Raw genomic sequence first — 20,720 nt, 5'->3', positions numbered from 1 at the left:
GGGTGTACCCCTCTCAGTTCATCCGGCCGACGGCGGCACGCAGCCGGGCCAGGTCCCGGCGGCGCCGCTCGTAAGTGATCGCCAGCGTGACCAGCACGACGCCGCCCACGGCGAACGGGAGCCAGCGTGGCAGCAGATCCCACACGCGCGCCACCTCGGTCACGGACAGCAGCAGGAGCGTGCCGCCACCCAGGACGACCGGTGACTGACGGCGGCGGATCGCGCCGGCCACCACCAGGACGATCGCGCCGGCGCCGAGCAGCAGGCGGCGCTGCCAGGACGCGTCGCCGAGCAGGACCGCGGCGAGGCTGGGCAGCAGCGCGGCGGTGACGCCGACCGCGTACGCGCGCCAGCTGCTCAGCGCCGGCCACCGGCGCGCGGCGAGCACGCCGACCACGGCCGCGACCAGCGCGGCGGGAAGCGTGTACGCCTCCCACACGCCGATCCGCACCGCGCCGAGCAGCAGCCACCAGGCCAGCAGCAGCCAGCCGGCCGCGGTCAGGCCGAGCGGCCAGCGCCACGGACCGAAGATCGCCCGCACCCCGACCGCGATGCTCCAGAGCAGCGCGACGGCCGCGGCGTACCGCAGGTCCACGCCGATGACCAGCAGGAACGCGACGACGGCGGTGGCGTGCGCGGCCACCTCGACCGGGCCGGCCTCGCCCGGGCGGGCGCGGCGCAGCAGCGCGCCCAGCGTCAGTGCGGCCACCGCGACGCCGAGGATGATCAGCGCGGTCGTCCGCAGCGGCAGGTCGGCCGCGGCGCCGGTCGTGCCGGCCAGCGCGATCGCGGCCAGCACCGCACCCAGCCAGCCGCTCAGCCGGGCGCGCAGCCCGCGACCGGTCGCGCCGATCACCACGCCGGCGATCAGCGACAGGCCCACCGCGGCCAGCGTGGTGGCCGGCCGGGGCGACGCGCCCGCCAGCGCCGCGCCCTTCAACACCAGCCCGACGGGTACGAGCAGCGCCGCGGTCCGCGGCACCCACGCGGCGACGAGCAGCGCGGCCAGCCCGAACGTGAGACCGGCGGCCGGGACCGCCGGCCACGGGGCACCGGCGGCGGCCAGTCCGACCAGGATCGCGGCCGCGGTGACCGCGGCGGCGCCGAGCGTGGCCCGGCGGGTGCGGGAGCGGTCGGCGACCCGCACGGCCAGCCACACCACCGGGATCAGCAGCGCGACGGCGACGGCCTCGCTCCACACCGGCAGCGTGATCGGATCCGGCGAGAGGCCCACGCCGGTGGGCGCGGTGGACCAGCCGCGGTCGAACCAGGCGTAGGGCGCGAGGACGACCGTGTAGATCGCGTTCGCGACGCCGAGCAGCACGGCGACGGCGAGCGGGGCGCCGGCCAGCGCCAGCAGCGTCCGGCCCCGGGCCGCGGGCGACCACGGCGCCGTCACGGCTGCCCCCGGCGCCGTCACAGGTGCCCCCGGCGCCGCCGGGGGTGACCACGGCACCGGCGGCGGGGAGGAATCGGGTCCGGGGTCCGGTGACGCGGGGTCCGGGGAGTCGGCGAGGAGCGGGCGGGCGTGGGCCGCGAGGGCGGTCAGCAGCAGCGCACCGGCCGCGTAGAGCACGCGCGGGTCGCCGCCGGGGTCGAGCGGCAGGCCGGCGAGCAGCATCACCAGGCCGGTGGCCACGCCGGCCGCGCCCAGGTAGGCCGGCCACCGGCGACGGACCGCGGCCACCGCGAGCAGCACCGCCGCGGCCGCGGCGAAGAACAGCCGGGCCGCGCCGGGCCCCTCCCAGCCGGACCGGGGAAGCGCGCCGGCCAGCACCGCGATCGCGGCGAACGGCACGCCGGTCAGCGCCACGCCCAGCGTCAGGCGGCCGAGGAGCGGGTTCCGGCCGTACGCGAGCAACGGGACCGCCACGCCGAGCACCACGGCCAGCGGCAGCAGCACCGCGAACGCGTCCGGCCGCCCGGCCGTGAACGTCAGCGCGAGCACCACGGAACCCGCACCGGCCAGCGCGCGGACCAGCACGGACCGCGCGAACCGGGCCGGTGCGGCGGTGAGCAGCAAGACCGCGCCGGCGGCCAGGTCGAGCGCGGCGGTCAGCTCCACCGGCATGCCGAAGCCGAGCGGCAGCGACAGCACCCCGAGCGTCACCGCGACGATCACCGGGTCGTGCCAGCCGCGCCATCCGCCACCCCGGTGCCGCATCCCGCCGGGCACCGCGGCTGGTTCCGCGGCAGACCCCGCGGCGAGCGGAGCAGCGCCAACCGGGCCGGCCACGCCCACCGGGCCAGCGGCCACCGAACCGGGCGCGGCCACCGGGCCGGGCGCGGCCACCGGGCCGGGCGCGGCGCCGACCGGTGCGGGGGCGACCGCCTTCGGGGTGTACAGCGGCAGCAGCGGTGCGATCGCCAGCGGCAGGACGGCCAGCGCGAACGGGAACTGCCAGTCCGCGATCGTGTCCAGCCGGTCCCGCTCCGCCGCCCGGGCGATCATGACGAGCAGGCCGCTCGCGGCCGCGATCGCCAGCACCGCGTACGTGCCGCACAGCACGGTCAGCGCGCCGGCGCGCGGGCCCGGCCGGACCGCCGCCGGGAGCCGGGGCAGCACCGCGCGCACCGCCAGCGCGATCACCACCAGCACCGCGGTCGCCGTGACCAGCGAGAACCGGTCGCCGTACTCGACCACCGGCCGCACCGACGCGATCGCGACCAGCACCACGAGGACGCCGGACGCCACCGCCTGGAACCGCGGGCGGCGGGCCACGACCGAGGCCGCGACCAGCAGCAGGCCGGTGAGCAGCAGTGCGGTCGGCGCGACGTACCCGGGGACCCGCTCGTCCGCGATCAGCGCCAGCAGCGAGGCGGCGAACGCGGCGAACAGCCAGCCGCCGAAGAGCAGCCAGGCGAGGCCGCGCAGTCCGGTCCGTACCGCCGGATCGGTGGACCGCGCGGCGGCGCGGACCGGGAGCGGGAAGCGGGCCGCGACCAGGTCGATCGCGGCCGTGCCGGCCAGTACGAGCGCGGTCAGGTACGGGCCGGAGCGGCTGAGCAGCAGCGACAGCACGGGCTGGACGAGCAGCAGCGCGGCCAGCCGGGGGCCGGTGAGTCCGGTGGCCCAGCCGTAGCCGGCCGCGATCGCGGCGGCGAGCAGCGCGACCACGCCCGCGTACCGCGCGGGGTCCATGGCGGTGACGCCGAGCAGGTTCACGTACCAGACGGCGTAGCCGTCGAGCAGGATCAGCAGCATGCCGAGCGCGGCGAACGTCTCCGCGGTCGCCCGCAGGTTGCGGCGCAGCGCGACCGGCGGCGCGGCCAGCGCGAGCGCGGTGACGGTGGCCAGGATCGCGGCGCGGCCGGCCGGCCCGAACGTGGCCCAGGCGATCGTGGTGAAGACGATCGCGGCGGTGCCGAGCAGCAGTCCGCCGAGGATGAACAGCACGTTCTGGACGGTCCGGGTGGTGGCCTCCGGCCGGGCCGCGGGCACCAGATCCGGCACCGGGCCCGGCAGTGGGCCGGGTGCCGGGACCGGCGGTGGGACGGCGACCCGCTCGGCGTGGATCTGGGCCAGCAACCCGTTGCGCCGCTGTTGCAGCCCGCGCAGACCGGTCGCCCGCTCGTCGTAGACCCGCCGGGCCGCCTCCAGCTCCTGGCGCGCGGTCTCGACCAGCGGCACCAGCGCGGCGATCCGCCCGTCCAGCCCGATCACCTCGGCCGCGACCGGGTTCGGCGCGCGGCCGCAGCCGGGGCAGCCACGCTCCAGCGTGGCGGTCACGCCGCACCAGGGGCACGGGTACTCAGGCGCGAGGGTGGCGTTCACGTCAGGCTGCACCCCGGCATCCTGTCGCGTTCGCGGACCGCGCGGACAGAGTTCGCGTACCTAACCCGGGACTAGTCGTGGATCGAGGCGTGCACCCAGGAGAGATAGTCGGGGTTGCCGGCGCCGACCGGGACCGCGACGATCTCCGGCACCTGGTACGGATGGACCGCGCGCAGGTGCTCGATCAGGTCGTCGAGCCGGTCCGTGGTGGTCTTGAGCTGCACCACCCACTCGGAGGCGGTCTCGACCGCACCCTCCCACCAGTAGGTGCTGGTGACCGGCCCGCCGACCTGCGCGCACGCGGCCAGGCGGGCCTGGACGGCGGAGGTGGCGAGTGAGTCGGCGGCCGGGCGGGCGTCCACCGTGGTGGTCACCAGATGAGTCTGCTCCACGCCGGGCACGCTACCGCTCGCGGCGCCTCGCCCGCATCGGCCGCGCGGGCTGTGGCTGATGTGCCTCGATCCAGTCGTCGATGCGCTTCCACCAGTCGAAGAGCCACTCGATGCGTTCCTGCTCGCCGGCGGGGATCTCCTCCGGCGGTACGGACCAGAAGCTCATCATGATGGTCTTGTCCGTCGGCAGCTCCCGCCACACGTCGCCGACCGTGAGCATCTTGTCCAGCCCGGTGTGCGCCACGAAGATCACGCCGGCGTCCGGTGCCGCGTCGATCGCCGCGTTCAGCCCGCCGGGTTTGGGTGCGAGCACGTGCCGCATGTTCTCCGCGCGCCGGGCCATCCGTTCCAGGCCGAGTGAGCGGAGCCGGTTGATCGCCTTGACCCGGCGCTTCGGCGTGAAGTTGCCGCCCTCCGGGAAGATCACCAGTGCGTCGTTCGGGTCGAGGCCGACCGTGACGTCGAAGATCTGTTTCTCGATGTCCTCGCCGGGCGTGCGGCCGGGTGCGATGAACCGGGTCGGCAGCCGGTTGAGCAGCACGTCGATCGCCGGGTCCCACTGCAGCGTGTTCTTGAGGACGATCCGCGGCTCGCGGTCGAACCGGTTGACCAGCGAGTGGATCAGGATGAACGAGTCGCCGGGGCCGGCGTGCCGGCAGACCACGATCTCCGGGCGGCCGGGCAGTGCCACGTCCGGGTTCGTACCGACGATCTCGATGTCCACATTGAGCGCGGCGCGGCAGAGCCGGAACAGCGTGTTGAGGAACGCGCCGGTGACCACGTAGTGGGCGCGCTGGAACGCCGGCGACCGCTTCCGCCAGCCGAAGCCGGACGCGAGCCACAGCGCGAGCAGCACGAGCAGCGCGGCGGCGTCCCAGACCACGTAGACGACGCCGACCCAGACCACGCGCAGCAGCCGCAGCCGGCCGGGCAGGACCGGTGCCAGCAGCAGCGGCACCAGGAGCAGAATCGGCAGGCCCATCAGCAGTACGGCGGCGAGCGCCACCATCGCCGGGCCGAGCACGAGCCTGCGCAACCACCGTGGGGGTAACGGCATGCGGTCTACTCCGTCTTCACGTTGGCCTGCAGGTAACGGCGGGACGCGGTGTAGGCACGGCTGATCCGGCGGCCGGCCGCGGCCATGTCGCGGTATGCCCAGGGGCTGTCGTCCCGCGGCTCGCCGCCCCCGGTGGGCAGCACGTGCACCGCCACGTCGTCGGGCAGCGACGCCATCTCGCGCGCGAACCGGTGCCGCCGGGCGATCTCGAACGCCACCTGCGCCACCTCCCACGGGCGGCGCGGCGCGACCAGCGCCCGCTCGATCCGGCCCACCTGCAGCACGAAGATGAGCTTTGCACCGCAGCGCACCGCCTCGTCGACCGGGATCGAGTTGACGATGCCGCCGTCCACGTAGTGCTCGCCGTCGATCTCGGACGGCGGCAGCAGGCCGGGCACGGACGCGGACGCGAGCACCGCGCGGACCAGCGGCCCCGTGGTGAACCAGTGCTCCGCGGCCCGTTCGATGCTGGCCGCGCAGCACCGGAACGGCACCCGCAGCTCCTCGAACGTGGTCTGCTCGCCGAGCTCGCGCTCCAGCAGCCGGCGCAGCGGCGTCGGCGAGTGCAGGTGGGTGCGGGCCGCGAACCGGCGCAGCTGCCGGGCGAGCGAGTCGCCGTAGACCTCGCCGGCCTCCGGCGACGCCCAGAGCCGGACCAGCCGGTCGGTGACCGACTCGGTGGGGTCGGCCGCGACCAGCGCGCCGTTGACCGCGCCGATCGACGTGCCCACCACCAGGTCGGGCGTGAACCCGGCGCGGAACAGGGCACGCAGCATGCCCACCTCGACGGCGCCGAGCACGCCGCCACCGCCTAGCACGAACGCGACCGGGCCGTTGACCATGGGAAACATCCTTACATGTCGTCGCTCGCGGACCGGGGCCGCCCGTTTCGCACGGTACGTCCGCCCGCGTAACGTCCCGTTGACAACACGTTCGGATTCGCGCAGCCTGATGTATCCGCTTGTCCCGACCAGGTGATCAGGTGTGAGAGATGCCCTCGCTGCACCCCGGCGGGCTGCTGGCCCGCAGGTATCGCATCATCGATCGAATCGGCTCCGGCGGCATGTCGGTGATCTGGCGCGCGCACGACGAGGTTCTCGACCGCACGGTGGCACTGAAGGTGCTGGCCGCCTCGCTCGCCGCGGACGCCCGCTTCCGCTCGCTGGTCCGGCAGGAGGCGCGGGCCGCCGCCGCGTTCGTCCACCCGCACGTCACCGCGGTGCACGACTACGGCGAGGAGATCGACCCGGACGGTACGGTCACCGCGTTCGTGGTGATGGAGCTGCTGCACGGCGAGGTGCTGGAGGCGCGGCTGGTCCAGGGCCCGCTGGACCGCGACCACGCGGTGCGGGTCTGCGCCGAGGTGGCGGAGGCACTCGCGGCCGCGCACCGGCTCGGCATCGTGCACCGGGACGTGACACCGGCCAACGTCATGCTGACCGCGCTCGGCGCGAAGGTGCTCGACTTCGGCATCGCCACGCACGTGGGCGCGCCGGACGAGGACGAGGAGGGCGACACGTTCGGCACGCCGGCGTACGTGGCGCCGGAACGGCTGGACGGGACGCCGGCGCAGCCCGCCACGGACGTGTACTCGCTGGGCGTGCTGCTCTACGAGACCGTCACCGGCCGGGTGCCGTACCCGGCGGAGACCTGGGACGACCTGACCGAGGCGCTGGCCGGTACGGCGGCGCCGCCGGTCGACGGGCTGCCGGACGACGTGGCCGCGATCTGCCTGCGCTGCCTGGACCGGGACCCCCGGGCCCGGCCGACCGCGCACCAGCTGGCCGCGTCGCTGCGCGCGCTGCTGCCGGTGCCGGCCCCGCCGCGGGGACGCCGCCGGGTGGCGCTGCTCGCGGCCGGCGCGCTGATGGCGGTCGCGGCCGTCTCCGCCGCGCTGGTCGCCGGCACGCTGCTGCGCCCGCCGGACGACGCCGGCCTGGCCGCGCCGTCCGCACCGGCCGCGCCGGACTCGCGGGCCCCGGCGACCGCGGCGGCGACCACGCCGGCGCCGGCGCCGGCGTCCCCGCGGCACGTCCCGGTTCCGGCGCCGGCCAGCGCGACCGCGCCGGTGCCGACCGTGCGCGAGGCGATGGCCGCGCTCGGGCACATCCTGGACGACGGCGTGGCGCGCGGCGAGATCACCGCGGAGGCCGGCCGGGACCTGCGCAACCTGGTGCGGAACCTGGAGGCGAACCTGACCGCGGGCGGCGTGACCGACCTGGCGCCCCAGGTGCGCAACCTGCACGTGAAGGTGGGCGACCGGCTGCGCGAGGGCTCGATCTCCACCGAGTACGCGACCGAGCTGGGCGCCGCGCTGGACCGGCTCGCGATCGCGGTTTAGACCAGCGTGATCCTTCCCTTAAGTACCTTTTAACTTCCCGCCGTTGTTGATGTTGGCCGCTAACGTTCTGCCGTGGCGAGCGACGTACGCCCAGATTCACCCACTATGTCGCTCCGCCGCCCACCGCGTGCGACTGACCGGCCGGAGTCGCGCGCGCTCCACGGATAGGGATGATCGATGACCACCACCACAGGGCCCCGCCGGGTACGCGAGATCGCGGTCTTCGGCGCCGCCGGGGTGATCGCCGCCGGTGCGGTCGCCTACTTCGTCGCGCCGTCCCAGGCCGCCACCGAAGCCGCGCCCACGGCTACGGCGGCGGCCGCCACCGGCCGGCAGATGGAGGACCTCGACCGCGGCGTGGTCAGCGTCCGGACCGGCGCCGACAACCTGGTCAGCTGGCGTCTGCTCGGCACCGAACCGGCCGCGGTGACGTTCGACGTCTACCGCGACGGCACCCGGATCACCACCACGAGCGCCACGAACGTTCTGGACCGGGGCGCGGCGGCCACCGCGTCGTACACCGTCCGGGCCGTGCTGAACGGCGTGGCGCAGGCGGCGTCGCCGGCCTCGCTGACGTTCGGCGGCGGCCACCTGGACGTGAAGCTGTCCGTGCCGCCGGCCGGGAACGGCTACACCTACTCCGCGAACGACGCCTCCGTCGGCGACCTGGACGGCGACGGCGACTACGAGTTCGTGGTCAAGTGGGACCCGTCCAACTCCAAGGACAACTCGCAGGCCGGCGTGACCGGCAACGTGTACGTCGACGCGTACACGCTGCAGGGCCGGCGCCTGTGGCGGATCGACCTGGGCCGCAACATCCGGGCCGGCGCGCACTACACCCAGTTCCAGGTGTACGACTACGACGGCGACGGCCGGTCCGAGGTCGCGATGAAGACCGCGGACGGCACGGTCGACGGCGCCGGCCGGGTGATCGGCTCCGCCACGGCCGACCACCGCAACGCGTCCGGTTACGTGCTGGCCGGCCCGGAGTTCCTGACCGTCTTCGACGGGCAGACCGGCGCCGCACTGTCCACCGTGAACTTCGTCCCGCCGCGCGGCACGGTCTCGGCCTGGGGCGACTCGTACGGCAACCGGGTGGACCGGTTCCTGGCCGGGACCGCGTACCTGGACGGCTCCCGCCCGTCGCTGATCATGGCGCGCGGCTACTACACCCGCTCCGTGATCACCGCCTGGGACTTCCGGGACGGCACGCTGAAGCAGCGCTGGACGTTCGACACGAACACGTCCGGCAACGGCGCGTACGCCGGCCAGGGCAACCACCAGCTGTCGATCGCGGACGTGGACGCGGACGGCCGGGACGAGATCGTCTACGGCGCGATGGCGCTCGACGACAACGGCGCCAAGCTGTGGAACACCGGCAACGGCCACGGCGACGCGCTGCACGTCGGCGACCTGATCCCGGCCCGTACCGGCCTGGAGGTCTTCAAGGTCGACGAGGACAGGACGAAGCCGGCGATGTGGATGGCCGACGCCCGGACCGGCGCGATCATCTGGAGGACGGCCGCGAACGGCGACAACGGCCGCGGCGTCTCCGGCGACGTCTACGCCGGCTCGCCCGGCGCCGAGTCCTGGTCGTCCGCGGACGCCGGCCTGCGCAACACCGCCGGCACCGACGTCGGCCGCAAGCCGTCGATGACGAACATGCTGATCTGGTGGGACGGCGACCCGGTCCGCGAGCTGCTGGACGGCAACAAGATCGCCAAGTACGGCACGGCCGGCGACACCCGCCTGCTCACCGGCGACGGCGTGGCCAACAACTCGACCAAGGCCAACCCGTCGCTGTCCGGCGACATCCTCGGCGACTGGCGCGAGGAGCTGGTGCTGCGCACGGCGGACAGCACCGCACTGCGGATCTACTCGACCCCGTACCCGACCACCACGCGCGTCCACACGCTGATGCACGACGCGCAGTACCGCACCGCGATCGCCTGGCAGAACACCGCCTACAACCAGCCGCCGCACCCGAGCTTCTTCATCGGCGCGGGCATGGCCACGCCGGCCCAGCCCGCCATCGTCGTCCGGTAGCCCTGCCGACACGCTGGAAGGGCTCCCCGTTGGTTGCGCCGGGGAGCCCTTCCGGCGTTCCTGAGGAGATCCGCCGGAGGGCATCCTCACAGGCCGCGCGCTCCGGCCGTACCCACGATGGTTTGTCTGGTTCTGTGGTCTGTCGCCCGATCATCGCCGCGGGAAATGGCCGATCCGCGCCGCCCTGATGATCCGTGCGGGCAGGCCCGCTCCACCGAACGGACCTTATCCACAATTCCGACATTTCATAGATTTGCCAGCCTGTTCACATTTACGTCACAGGCGGTGTGCATGTTCGGAAGGGTCCGGCCTGCCATGGCCCGGCGGCTGATCGGCGGAGTCTCCGCCGCGGGCGTCGTGGTGCTCATGGCAGGGTTCGTCTCACCCCCGGCCTCGGGAGCCACGACAGCCGCGGCGCCCGTCCCGGTGTCCTGGAAGACACCGGCGGCGGACGTCCGCGGAGTCGTCGACACGGTCGCCACCAGCGAGGGGCTGATCAGGCTCGGCGGTCTCACGTTCATCGGCGCGTCGGCCTACTCGGTCGCCGACCGGCGCGTCGTCCGGATCGACCCGGCCACGGGCGCGGTCACCACGATCGCCGGCGTGGCCGGCGAGGAGGGCTGCGCCGACGGCGACACCGGCGCCGCGGTGCGGTTCGGCGGCGAGACCTATCCGAGAAGCGCCGGCGCGATCTTCGAGCCGATCATGGTCGGCACCGACGGCAGCCGGCTCTACGTGCGGGACCAGGGGTGCGGCGTACGCAGCGTCGACCCGCTGACCGGCGCCACCCGGACGCTCACCGACGTGGCCGGCAGCGACGACCACGGCGTCCCGTGGTCGGTCCACGTCGCCGGCGGCACGCTCTACACCGCGGACTGGGACACCGGCTCCGACCCGCTCACCACCTCGCAGGAGATCTTCGCCCGCGACCTGGCCACCGGCGCCACCCGGCAGCTAGCCACGGTACCGGAGGCCCTGGACGTGGTGGTCGCGGACGACAGCTACGTGTGGGCGCTGGGCCGCAGCCGGATGCACCGGATCGACCGCGTGACCGGCGAGCGCACCGCGATGCCGTACGCGTTCAACTGGTCCGCGGACGGCGACATCACCGACCGGGGCAACGGCCCGTACTGGGACGGCCAGGTCATCTCCGTCGGCGACTACCTCTTCTTCGTCGCACCGAACTTCTACGACTGGAACGAGATCGGCTGGTTGCACAAGACCACCGGTGAGCGTGGCTCGTTCGCCAGCGGCTACGGCACGCCGGTGGGAGACAGCGAGAGCTCCTGGTACCCCGACTCCCGCAGCTTCCACTACCTGTCCGGCCTGGGCACCGACGGCAAGAGCCTCTACATCGCGGACTACGGCGTGGCCTGGGGCGATTCCCCGCAGCCGTCCGCGCTGCTGGCCGTGCACGGCGCCGTCCGGATGCCCGCGCCGCCGAAGCCGCCCACCGGCCCGGATCCGTCACCGACGACGCCGGAGCCGACCACGCCGATCGAGGAGCCGGAGCAGGAACTCGACGGGTACGTGGCGCTCGGCGACTCGTTCCAGTCCGGCGAGGGCGCGTACGACTACTCGCCCGGCACCGACCTGCCCGGCATCAACCTGTGCCACCGGTCGGAGAACGCCTACCCGAAGCTGCTGCAGCGGGACGGCGTCGCGAAGGACATGCACCTCTACTTCCGCGCGTGCAGCGGTGCGGTCATCGACGACCTGGAGTCGCGCACGGTCAGCACCAGCGGCGCGCCGTGGAGCGACCCGAGGAGCGGCTGGAGCCAGCTCGACTGGCTCGCGGAGCACACCGACCTGGTCACCGTCGGGATCGGCGGCAACGACATGCGGTTCTCCTCGATCCTGCAGACGTGCATCGTGGAGAGCATCAAGGACGAGATGGTCTGGGACTGGTCCGACCACAGCTGCGAGGGCGAGTTCGCCCGCCAGGTCGAGGACGACCTCGCGGCGCTCACCGCGAAGCAGGCGAACGGGCTGACCCGGCTCCAGGAGGTCTACGACAAGGTCCGTGACCGCGCACCGTACGCGCGGGTGGTCGTCGTCGGATACCCGCGGTTCTACGTGGAGGGCGGTCGCAGCAACTCACTCAGCGACAACTTCTGCGCCGGTATCCGGATGACCGACCAGCGCTGGATCAACGCGCAGATCCGCCGGCTCAACGACGCGATCAGCCGGGCCGCGGTGAGCATGGGCAGCCAGTTCGTGGACGCCTACAACCTGCCGAACGGTGCGGAACTGTGCAGCGGCAGCAGCGACTCGTTCCTCAACGGCGTCGTCCTGTCGCCCGACTGGCCGCCGAAGTGGGAGGCCGCGCAGAGCGAGTCCTACCACCCGACCGCGTCCGGGCACCGGAAGATCGCCGACGCGATCAACGGGGTGGTCAACCAGGTGCCGCTGGGCACCGCGTACTCCGTCCACCCCGGACAGACGATCGGGCACAGCTACCGGGTGAACAACGGCACCTCGGTCAGCTTCTCCACCCGGTGGCCCGGCAGCGACGTGGTGATGAGCCTGCGGTCGCCGTCCGGCCGCGTGATCACCCGGACCACGACCGCGTCCGACGTCCGGCACATGGTCGGGCCGACGTACGAGACGTACCTGGTCGACAAGCCGGAGAAGGGCACCTGGACCGTCACGCTGTACGGCGCGGACGTGGACCCGCAGGGCGAGGAGACCCGGCTGGTCATCGACGAGGAGAAGATCGCGAACAAGCTGCCGGTGCCGCAACTGGACGCGCGGCAGTCCGGGCGCACCATCACCGTGGACGCCCGCGGCAGCCGGGACGCGGACGGCCGGATCGTCGAGTACCTGTGGGACTTCGGCGACGGCAGCACCGCGGTCGGCAGCACCGCCTCGCACACGTACGCGGAGCCCGGCACCTACCTGGTCACGCTCGCGCTCAAGGACAGCGGCGGCGGTGAGTCGTTCGCGTCGTCGACCCGGACGTTCACGATCACGCGGTACGCGTTCGGCGGCTTCCAGGCACCGGTCAAGCCGGCCGGCATGACGAAGCTCAAGCCCGGCGGCATCGTGCCGATGCGGTTCAGCCTCGGTGGCAACCAGGGGCTGGACATCATCAAGGGCGCGCCGAGCAGCGTCCGGGTCGACTGCCGGACCGGCGCCACGATCGGCGGCTCGGCACCGGCGAACGCCGGACTGGTGGTGCTGCTCTACGAGAAGGTACGGGACACGTACACCTACTACTGGGTGACGGATCCGCGCTGGGCGGGCACCTGCCGCACGTTCAGCCTCCCGCTGCGGGACGGCAGCACGCACGTGGCGACGTTCGACTTCCGTTGACGCGCCCGGCCGGGACCGCTGCCCAGCGGTCCCGGCCACCGGCTCGGCCCTGATCGGGATTCCCACCCGGTCGGGGCCTTTCCCGTTCCCGTCGCGACCGGCCCTCGGCACCGGCCGGACGCCGGCCGCGTCACGCTGCCCGCTGGCACCGGCCGCGTCACGCCGACCGCCGTCGCCGGTGGTCAGCGGATGCGGGCGCCGGCCGAGTCGAAGAGGAGCAGGCGGTCCGGGTCGACGGCGACGGTCAGGGTCTCGCCGGGCCGCGGGAGGCCACCGGCGGCGGGAAACCGGAGCACCAGGTCGCCGTCGCCGGTGTCGCGCCCGTCCGCCGGTGGTTCGTAGGCCGGGTAGAAGCCGTAGCCGGAGTGGACGCGCGGCTCGGTGCGCGGGAGCAGGCGGCCGATGACGCCACGGCGGGGCTCGGGCTCGGGTGGGTCGGCCAGCAGGCCGGCGAGGTGCGCGGGATCCGCGGTCTCGATCATGGTGTGGGCGGGCGGCGTCGGCAGCCCGCCCGCGTCCAGGTGGACGATGCCCTCGAACCCGTGGTTCTCGACGTGCCGGACCCGGCCGCGCAGGCTGGCGCCGTCCGCCGGCGCCGGCGCCGTGGCCCGCAGCGCGTCCGGGCGCAGACCGACCGTGACCCGCTCGTGCCGGAGCAGCGCCGCCGTGCGCGCGTCGCCGGCCGACAGCATCAGCACCTGACTGCCCAGGTCGACCGCCACCCGCCCGTCGACCGGATAGATCGCGCCCTCGAACAGGTTCGCCCGCGGCGCGCCGAGGAACGCCGCGACGAACACGGTGGCCGGGTCGTCGTAGACCTCGCCGGGCGTGCCGACCTGCTGGAGCACGCCGTCCCGGAGCACGGCCACCCGGTCCGCCACGGCCAGCGCCTCCACCTGGTCGTGCGTCACGTAGAGCGTGGTCACGCCGACCCGGCGCGCGGTCGCGGCCACCTCGCCGCGCAGCTCGGCCCGCAACCCGGCGTCCAGGTGGGCGAGCGGCTCGTCGAGCAGGAAGACGCGCGGCTGCCGGACCAGCGCCCGGGCCATCGCCACCAGCTGCCGTTCCCCGCCGGACAGCTGCGCGGGCCGCCGGTCCAGCACGTCACTCAGGCCGAGCCGCGCCGCCGCGCTCGCGACCAGCTCGGCCACGCCCGGCGCGGACCGCAGCGGGAACCCGATGTTCTGCGCGACCGTGAGATGCGGGTAGAGGGCATAGTGCTGGAAGACCATCGCCACGTTCCGGTCCCGGGTGTGCAGCGCATCGACGATCCGATCACCGAACCGCACGTGCCCCGTGGTCGGCGTCTCCAGCCCCGCCACCAGTCGCAGCACCGTGGACTTCCCACACCCGGACGGCCCCAGCAACACCATCAGCTCGCCGTCGGCGACCTCCAGCGACAGATCGTCCACGGCCACGGTCCCGTCATCGAACACCTTCCCCAGGTGGTCGAGCCGCACGGCCGTCATGCCGACATGGTGAAGTGCTCCCCCGGCCCCCCGCCACCCCACATCGACAGACGGCACTCTCTCCGCGCCGAGCGGTCACCCCGTCGACTCACCCGCAACGGGACGCGAGGACCGGCGGGCCTTCACCGGCGCGACGGGGAGCCGGCCGACGAGACGTCCGCGACGGCGGGCCACCCGAGCGCCCGCCGGCCGGGCCCACGCCGTCATATAATCGACAATACTCAATTGGATGACTCGGTGTCCGCCCTGTCGAGCCAGCCGTCGTGGTCGGTGTCGATGAGGCGGGTGTCGGGGCGGCCGTCGTGGTCGGTGTCGTAGTCGGCGTGGTCGACGAGGCCGTCGGCGTCGATGTCGTGGCCGGTGAAGTCGGTGCGGCCGTCACCGTCCCGGTCGACCAGGATCTCGACGCCACCGCCGGTGCGGCCGCGGACGCGGTGCGGGTCCCAGGCGCCGTCGCCGTCCGCGTCGACGCGGATCGAGTAGCCCTCCGGGACCGGCGGCGGAGTGTCACCGACCGACTGCGTGACGGCACCACCCGAGCCCTGGCCGGGGGCGACGCCGAAGCCCTGGCCGGCCGTGGCACCGAAGCCCTGGCCGGCGGCGGCGCCGAAGCCCTGCTCGGTGGCGCCACCGAAACCCTGCTCGGCGGCGGGCGCGGCGCCGAAGCCAGTCGTCGGGGCCGCGGCGCCGGGACCGGTGCCGTGCAGGAACATCGCGGGGCCGGCGGGACCGTCGCCGGCTGGGCTGACGCCGGCCCGGCCGAACCCGGTGACGGCCGGGCCCGGGACGCCGCCGTCCGCAGCCGCGCCGAAGCCGGCCGCGGATGGCCCGGCGTCGGCCGGGAAGAGGTCGCCGAACAGGCCGAACATGCTGGACCGGCTGGTGCGGGACTCCACCGTGCGGTGGCCGCTGTCGCCCGTACCCGTGGTGGCCTGGCTGCGCAGCAGCGCCGCCTCGTCGGGGGCGAGCGTGTAGCCGGCCAGCGCCCGGTCCGGGTCCGTGGCCAGCGCGGCGGCGAACGCCGGGTCGGTGACCAGGCGTTCCAGCGCGTCGTCGAAGCCGGGCATCAGTCCAGCTCCGGCATCGGGACGGGCTGCGGGCGGGGGTGGCAGGCCCCGCACTGCAGCGCGTCGTCGACGACCAGGCCCTCCGCGCGGCGGCGGGAGTCGGAGCGGTGCACCTCCAACAGGTACGGGCCGAACCGCGCGTGATCCTCGCACACGCCCCGGCCGCAGAACCGGCACGAGCCGCGCGCGGCCTTGGCGCAGAACCAGCAGAGCACGTGGCCTCCTCAGGGCACCGACATCAGAACAGGGTCACGGTCTCGTCGACCGCCGGCACGGACGAGACCGCCGGCACGGACGACTGCTCCACGGGTACGGACGGGGGCAACGTACCGCTGGAGATGGTCGGTTCGCCGGTCGTCGCGGAAGGTTGCGGCTCCCCGGTCGGCTCCACCGGCGGGTTCGTCGTGGGCGGCGGGGGCGGTGGCGGTGCCTGGGTGGTCGGCCGCGGCGGCACCGGCGATCGCGTCACCGGGGGCGGCGGCGGCACCGCTCCACCACCGTTGTCGTCGTCCTCGGTCGGCACCACGAAGCCCGGCACGGACGGCGTCGGCGAGGTCGTCGGGGACGGCGAGGACGAGGGCGACGTGGACGGCGACGGCGACGGCGAGTCCGACGGCGACGGTGAGGGCGTCGGCGAACCGGACGGGGTCGGGATCGGGTCCGGCAGGCCGTCACCGCAGTCCAGGTCGTCGCGCGTCTCCGGCTGCGTCACCCGGTCCGCCAGCACCTCGCCGCGGGACACCAGGACCTGCCCGTTCTCGACCGCGTACCACGCGGCCTGGGTGCTGCTCACCGCGATCCGCGCGCTGGAGATCTCCAGCGACAGCGGCCGGAACGCACCGCTGGTGGACGCCGTGTCGGTCAGGATCCGCCCGTCCGTGAGTTCCAGGCTGCCGTACGGCGTGCGGGTCCGGTCGCCGTCGGTGCGCAGGTCACGGACCTCGGCGGTGCTGCCCGCGCAGAGCACGGAGAACGCGCCGCCGCGGAACGTCAGCGACGCCCGTGCCTCCGTGCCGACCCAGACCTCGGCGCCGACCGGCAGCTGGTAGCGGCTGCCCTCGTCGAGCCGGACCACCCGGCCGGCCACGCCGACGTCGACGGTGCCGGTCTCGGCGGTGAGCAGCACCCGGTCGGCGGGCATCTCGGCCCACGCGGGCGCGGGCCGCAGCTGTGCGGCGGTGAGCGCCAGCGCGAGCAGCAGGAGCAGCAGCACCAGCCACCAGAGCCGGCGCTCGAACCGGCCGTCCAGCCCGTAGTCGACGCCGCCGGGCGGCATGCCGGGCGGGGCGGCCAGCGGCGGGTAGTCGCCGCCGGAGTGCACGCCGGTGGACGGGCGCAGCGGCGGCCGGTCCGCGCCCTCGAACGACGAGCTGCCGGCGAACGTGGCCGCCGCACCCGCCATCGCCGGGATGGTCCACAGCCGGACCGGCGTCCGCGCGACCGCGACCGGGCCGGGGTAGCCCTCGCCGACCGGGCCGATCATGGTGCCGCGCCGCAGCTCGCCGCCGTCCGGCAGGACGATCGCGCCGGACTCGATGATCACCGCGTCGGTCGGCCCGTCGAGCCGGATCGCGTCGCCGGGGTTGACCGCGGAGGAGCGCGCGGCCGCGAGCATGCCCATCCGGCCCTCGGGCGAGAGCCCGGTCAGCGCGGGGGTGTCGTCGAAGAGCGCCTCCGCGTACGCCCGGTCGGTGGGCGGCGGGCCGGGCAGCGGGCCGATCGCGTTCGCCACCGCGGTGGACGGGATCGCGAGCAGCACGGCGTCGCCGGCCACGTACCAGTCGAGTGCGGCCGGGGCACCGGCGAGCGCGGCGTCCATCCCGACCGTGGAGCCGGGGCCGGCGTGCTGGCGCAGGATGCCGCCCGGGTCGCCGGGGCGCCGGCCCTGCAGCGCGCCCTCGATCACCACGTAGACCGTGGGTTGCGCGCCGCCGGCCGAGATCAGCTGCCGGCCGTCGCCGGGACGCTCCCAGTGTGCCTGCCGGGCGAGCCGGGTCAGCACCTCCGCGGGGAGCCGGCCGAGCATCGAGCGGTTGAGCGCGTGCAGCCGCCGTGGCGTGTCCTCGGCCCGCTTCCGCTCCCGGCGCATCTCGCTCAACCGCCGCAGCCGGCGGGCGAGCCAACCCACCAGCAGGTAACCCAGGGGCGCGCACAACCCGCCCACGACCAGCAGCAACAGCAGCCGCGGGCCGAATCCGCCGTGCCAGAGGCCGGAGATCAGCCCCTGCACCCGGTCGGCCCAGACGCGGTAGAACACGTTCGCCGCGATCACCAGCCACAGCACCGCGAGCGTGCCGTAGAGCGCGACCAGGCGGCCCTCCGCGTCCAGCTCGCTCCAGCGCGGCGGGCGGCGGCGCAGCCGGCCGGTGACGAACGCGAGCCCGCGGGCGCGCAGGTTCGGGATCTCCAGCCAGTCCATCAGCACGTAGTAGCCGTCCAGCGCGAGCAGCGGGTTCAGGTTGAACAGCGCGTTCAGGTACCACGCGAAGGCCAGCTTGAACGCGAGCGGCGCGACGGCCGGGAAGATCAGCCCGACGACCTGCGCGGAGCCGGCCAGCACCAGGCCGGCGGCCGGTCCGGCGAGCGTGGTCCGCAGCCGCGCGCGGCGGCCGGCCATCCACACGTCGCTGGTGTCCACGAAGACGGACGGGATGCCGAAGTAGACGAGGAAGCCGGCGGCCGGGACGCGCCGGCCCATGTGCTTGGTGGCCAGCGCGTGGCCGAGCTCGTGCGCGGCGAGCGCCACGACGTTGAGCGCGAGCAGCACGATCGCGCCGACCAGGAACGAACCGTTCGAGACGAAGACGGACTGGTCGCCGCGCCACCAGGTCCAGGTGAAGAGGCCGAAGCCGGCCAGCGCGAGGATGCCGAACAGCACGGCCGCGACCGGCGTGAAGAAGAACCGGCCACCGAACCGGTAGAGCACGTCGACGATCGGGTCCACGTTCGCCACGGCCATCCGGCGGCCGCGCGCGGCGGCCAGCAGGCCGGCGCCGACGCGCAGCGCGAGCGGGCGGCGGCGCGCCTGCTCCAGCGGCCGGAACGCGTCGACCGGCAGCTCGCCGAGCATGCGGTGCGCGGCCAGGTCGGCGACGAGACGGCGGACCTGGTCGGGCGCGAGCCGGCCGGATATGTGGGCGAACTCCGCGACCAGCCGGGCGACGGTACGCGACCCGTCCATCAGCTCGGCGAGCTGCCACTCCTCCGGGCTCAGCCGCAGGTAGCTGGACGGCCCGGCGTCGTCGGGCGAGCGGAGCATCACGTACGGCACGCCGCGGACGCTGGTCAGCTCCGCGGTCTCGATGCCGGTGCGCAGCTCGGGCCGGGCCCGGGCCGGGTTGATCCGGTCGATGACCGCGGACCACACGTCGGTGTCGGCAGGCCCGATCGGCTGGCCGGGAGCGCGTCCGGCGAGGGCCTCCCAGACGCTCAGCCGTGTTTCAACGATCGACACTGCAGGATCTCCGTTTTCGCCTGGTGACCCCCTGTCACCTGGGGCTCGCCGCCCCGCCAGGAAGAGTATCGACCGGGCGCCATGACCGATAGTGGCGCGTGCCGGTGGGTGCACACAGGTGTGGCGGGCGACATGACCAACCCCCTTGGTCATGTCGCCCGCCACGTGGGGAGCAGGCGGGGCGAGCCCCGCCCTCGTGCGGCTATCGGTGGTGCGTCAGGACGCCTCGGCGAGCGTCGCGGTCGCGGTCTTCTCCGCGCCGCTGCGCTTGTAGGTGACCGTCATCTGCTGGCCGACCTTGCCGGCCTGCACCGCGGTGATCACATCGTCCGAGCTGTTCACGGCCTTGCCGTCGATCTGGGTGATCACGTCGCCGCGCTGGATGCCGGCCTTCTGCGCCGGGCTGTCGTCGCTGACGCTGCTGACCAGCGCGCCGCCGCCCTCGGCCTCGGTCAGGCTGACGCCGAGGAACGGGTGGCTGACCTTCTGCCCGGTCTTGAGCGCCTCGGAGACCTCCTTGGCCTTGTTGCTCGGGATCGCGAAGCCGAGGCCGATCGAGCCGCTGCCCTGGCCGGAGGTGGCGATCGCGGTGTTGATGCCGATCACCTCACCGTTCGTGTTGACCAGCGCGCCGCCGGAGTTACCCGGGTTGATCGGCGCGTCGGTCTGCAGCAGTCCCGCGATGGACTGGCCGGCCTGCTGCTGCTGGCCGCCGCCGAACGGGCTCTGCTCCTCCTCGCCGGCGACCTGGATGGTCCGGTCCTTGGCCGAGATGATGCCGGCCGTGACCGAGCCCTGCAGGCCGAGTGGGCTGCCCAGCGCGAGCACGGTGTCGCCGACCTTCACGGCCGCGCTGTCGCCGAACTTCGCGGCGGTCAGGTTCGAGACACCCTCGGCCTTGACCACGCCGAGGTCGGTGCGCGCGTCCGTACCCACGACCTGGGCCTCGGCCTTCGTGCCGTCCGCGAAGACGACGGTGACCCGGCCGCCCTGCGCGCCGCCGACCACGTGGTTGTTGGACAGGATGTAGCCGTCCTCGGTGAGCACGACGCCGGAGCCCTCGCCGGAGTCCGTGGTGATCGAGACCACGCTGTCCTGCACCGCGGCCGCGATCGACGCGAGCGAGGAGCGGTCGATGACCGGGGCGGGCTCGCCGTTGGCGGTGTTCGTCGTGTTGACGCCCGGGATGTCGTCGTCCATCGCGTTGGCCGTGACCGCGCCGACCGTGCCGGCGCCGAGCGCGAGCACCACGGCCGCGGCGGCGGTCGCGGCGAACCGGCCGAACCGGCGGTCACCGGGCGGCGGCGTCGGCCCGGCGGGGCCACCGGCCCACGGCGGCACCGGGCCACCGGGGTGGCCGGGCTGGCCCGGCTGCAGACCCGGGTGCCCCTGGCCGGGATAGCCGGCGGGCTGATACGCACCGGCCGGGACCGGCTGGGCCCACTGGGAGGTCGGCTGCGCGCTGGTCGGCGCCGCGGCCGGCGGCAGGTGCGACGTCTGGCCGGCGGGGGCGGCCCACGGACTCGGCGGGTACTGCCCGTAGCCGGGACGCCCGGCCGTGGGCGGGGCGACGGCGGTCGGCACCGGCTGGGTGACGGGCTCGGATGTGAGCGGCCGGTTCGCCTCGTCACTCGAGCCGGACGGCCCCCGCAGCCCTTCGGCCGGGTGCCGGTAGCCCTCGGCGGGGGTCCCCTGCGCCTCTCCGGCGGGGGCCTGCTGCCCCTCGGGGGTGGTCTCGTGCTCGTTCATGTCTCCCACCTTCCCGCCGACATCTGCGACGGCCCTGAAATCGCCCTGAAGGTTA

At 74.3% G+C, this 20,720-nt stretch carries 12 protein-coding genes; 3 read left to right on the top strand and 9 right to left on the bottom strand.

Annotation, left to right across the window (positions count from 1 at the left end):
* Positions 1-13: 13 nt before the first annotated feature.
* Genes J2S44_RS23930 through J2S44_RS23915 form a run of 4 tightly spaced genes read right to left on the bottom strand, consistent with a single transcriptional unit; the run spans position 14 to position 6,066 of the window.
* Positions 14-3,787 carry an SCO7613 C-terminal domain-containing membrane protein gene (locus tag J2S44_RS23930; protein WP_310418074.1) on the bottom strand — a complete coding sequence of 1,258 codons (3,774 nt, stop codon included), beginning with the start codon at positions 3,785-3,787 and terminating at the stop codon, positions 14-16.
* A gap of 59 nt (positions 3,788-3,846) precedes the next feature.
* Positions 3,847-4,167, bottom strand: a complete 321-nt coding sequence (gene cutA, locus J2S44_RS23925; RefSeq protein WP_310418071.1) for a divalent-cation tolerance protein CutA — start codon at positions 4,165-4,167, stop codon at positions 3,847-3,849.
* Positions 4,168-4,177: 10 nt separating this feature from the next.
* Positions 4,178-5,224 (bottom strand): 1-acyl-sn-glycerol-3-phosphate acyltransferase, encoded by a 1,047-nt coding sequence (locus J2S44_RS23920; protein WP_310418068.1) that lies wholly within the window; start codon positions 5,222-5,224, stop codon positions 4,178-4,180.
* Between the two features lie 5 nt (positions 5,225-5,229).
* Positions 5,230-6,066 carry a patatin-like phospholipase family protein gene (locus J2S44_RS23915; protein WP_310418065.1) on the bottom strand — a complete coding sequence of 279 codons (837 nt, stop codon included), beginning with the start codon at positions 6,064-6,066 and terminating at the stop codon, positions 5,230-5,232.
* Between the two features lie 149 nt (positions 6,067-6,215).
* Here J2S44_RS23915 and J2S44_RS23910 point away from each other — a divergent pair, with 149 nt between their 5' ends.
* From J2S44_RS23910 to J2S44_RS23900, 3 genes are all read left to right on the top strand, one after another.
* Positions 6,216-7,565 carry a serine/threonine-protein kinase gene (locus J2S44_RS23910; RefSeq protein ID WP_310418063.1) on the top strand — a complete coding sequence of 450 codons (1,350 nt, stop codon included), beginning with the start codon at positions 6,216-6,218 and terminating at the stop codon, positions 7,563-7,565.
* A 177-nt stretch (positions 7,566-7,742) separates the two neighbouring features.
* Positions 7,743-9,611 (top strand): rhamnogalacturonan lyase, encoded by a 1,869-nt coding sequence (locus J2S44_RS23905; protein WP_310418060.1) that lies wholly within the window; start codon positions 7,743-7,745, stop codon positions 9,609-9,611.
* 291 nt (positions 9,612-9,902) lie between these two features.
* The gene (locus J2S44_RS23900; RefSeq protein ID WP_310418058.1) at positions 9,903-12,926 is read left to right on the top strand and encodes a PxKF domain-containing protein; all 3,024 of its coding nucleotides are present in this window, start codon (positions 9,903-9,905) and stop codon (positions 12,924-12,926) included.
* Positions 12,927-13,108: 182 nt separating this feature from the next.
* On the opposite strand, the gene J2S44_RS23895 is transcribed toward J2S44_RS23900, so the two are convergent.
* The 5 genes from J2S44_RS23895 to J2S44_RS23875 all read right to left on the bottom strand — a co-directional run bounded on the left by J2S44_RS23895 (position 13,109) and on the right by J2S44_RS23875 (position 20,665).
* Positions 13,109-14,395 (bottom strand): ABC transporter ATP-binding protein, encoded by a 1,287-nt coding sequence (locus J2S44_RS23895; protein WP_310418055.1) that lies wholly within the window; start codon positions 14,393-14,395, stop codon positions 13,109-13,111.
* A 221-nt stretch (positions 14,396-14,616) separates the two neighbouring features.
* Positions 14,617-15,462 carry a hypothetical protein gene (locus J2S44_RS23890; protein ID WP_310418052.1) on the bottom strand — a complete coding sequence of 282 codons (846 nt, stop codon included), beginning with the start codon at positions 15,460-15,462 and terminating at the stop codon, positions 14,617-14,619.
* The gene (locus J2S44_RS23885) at positions 15,462-15,677 is read right to left on the bottom strand and encodes a hypothetical protein (protein ID WP_306834945.1); all 216 of its coding nucleotides are present in this window, start codon (positions 15,675-15,677) and stop codon (positions 15,462-15,464) included. The genes J2S44_RS23890 and J2S44_RS23885 overlap by 1 nt, the downstream gene beginning before the upstream one ends.
* Before the next feature lie 23 nt (positions 15,678-15,700).
* Positions 15,701-18,916, bottom strand: a complete 3,216-nt coding sequence (locus J2S44_RS23880) for a cyclic nucleotide-binding protein (protein WP_310418049.1) — start codon at positions 18,914-18,916, stop codon at positions 15,701-15,703.
* 216 nt (positions 18,917-19,132) lie between these two features.
* Complete coding sequence (locus J2S44_RS23875) at positions 19,133-20,665, bottom strand: S1C family serine protease (RefSeq protein WP_310418046.1); 1,533 nt, start codon at positions 20,663-20,665, stop codon at positions 19,133-19,135.
* Between the last annotated feature and the right edge of the window lie 55 nt (positions 20,666-20,720).

This window comes from Catenuloplanes niger (assembly GCF_031458255.1).
GTDB lineage: Bacteria > Actinomycetota > Actinomycetes > Mycobacteriales > Micromonosporaceae > Catenuloplanes > Catenuloplanes niger.
The sequence above is the reverse complement of the archived record's forward strand: the minus strand, read 5'-3'. Positions and strand labels throughout refer to the sequence as shown.

Bases quoted from the DNA above. Each gene is read 5' to 3' on its own strand.
- J2S44_RS23920 (WP_310418068.1), bottom strand. From the start codon at position 5,224: ATGCCGTTACCCCCACGGTGGTTGCGCAGGCTCGTGCTCGGCCCGGCG.
- J2S44_RS23915 (WP_310418065.1), bottom strand. From the start codon at position 6,066: ATGGTCAACGGCCCGGTCGCGTTCGTGCTAGGCGGTGGCGGCGTGCTC.
- J2S44_RS23910 (WP_310418063.1), top strand. From the start codon at position 6,216: ATGCCCTCGCTGCACCCCGGCGGGCTGCTGGCCCGCAGGTATCGCATC.
- J2S44_RS23905 (WP_310418060.1), top strand. From the start codon at position 7,743: ATGACCACCACCACAGGGCCCCGCCGGGTACGCGAGATCGCGGTCTTC.
- J2S44_RS23900 (WP_310418058.1), top strand. From the start codon at position 9,903: ATGTTCGGAAGGGTCCGGCCTGCCATGGCCCGGCGGCTGATCGGCGGA.
- J2S44_RS23895 (WP_310418055.1), bottom strand. From the start codon at position 14,395: ATGACGGCCGTGCGGCTCGACCACCTGGGGAAGGTGTTCGATGACGGG.
- J2S44_RS23890 (WP_310418052.1), bottom strand. From the start codon at position 15,462: ATGCCCGGCTTCGACGACGCGCTGGAACGCCTGGTCACCGACCCGGCG.
- J2S44_RS23875 (WP_310418046.1), bottom strand. From the start codon at position 20,665: ATGAACGAGCACGAGACCACCCCCGAGGGGCAGCAGGCCCCCGCCGGA.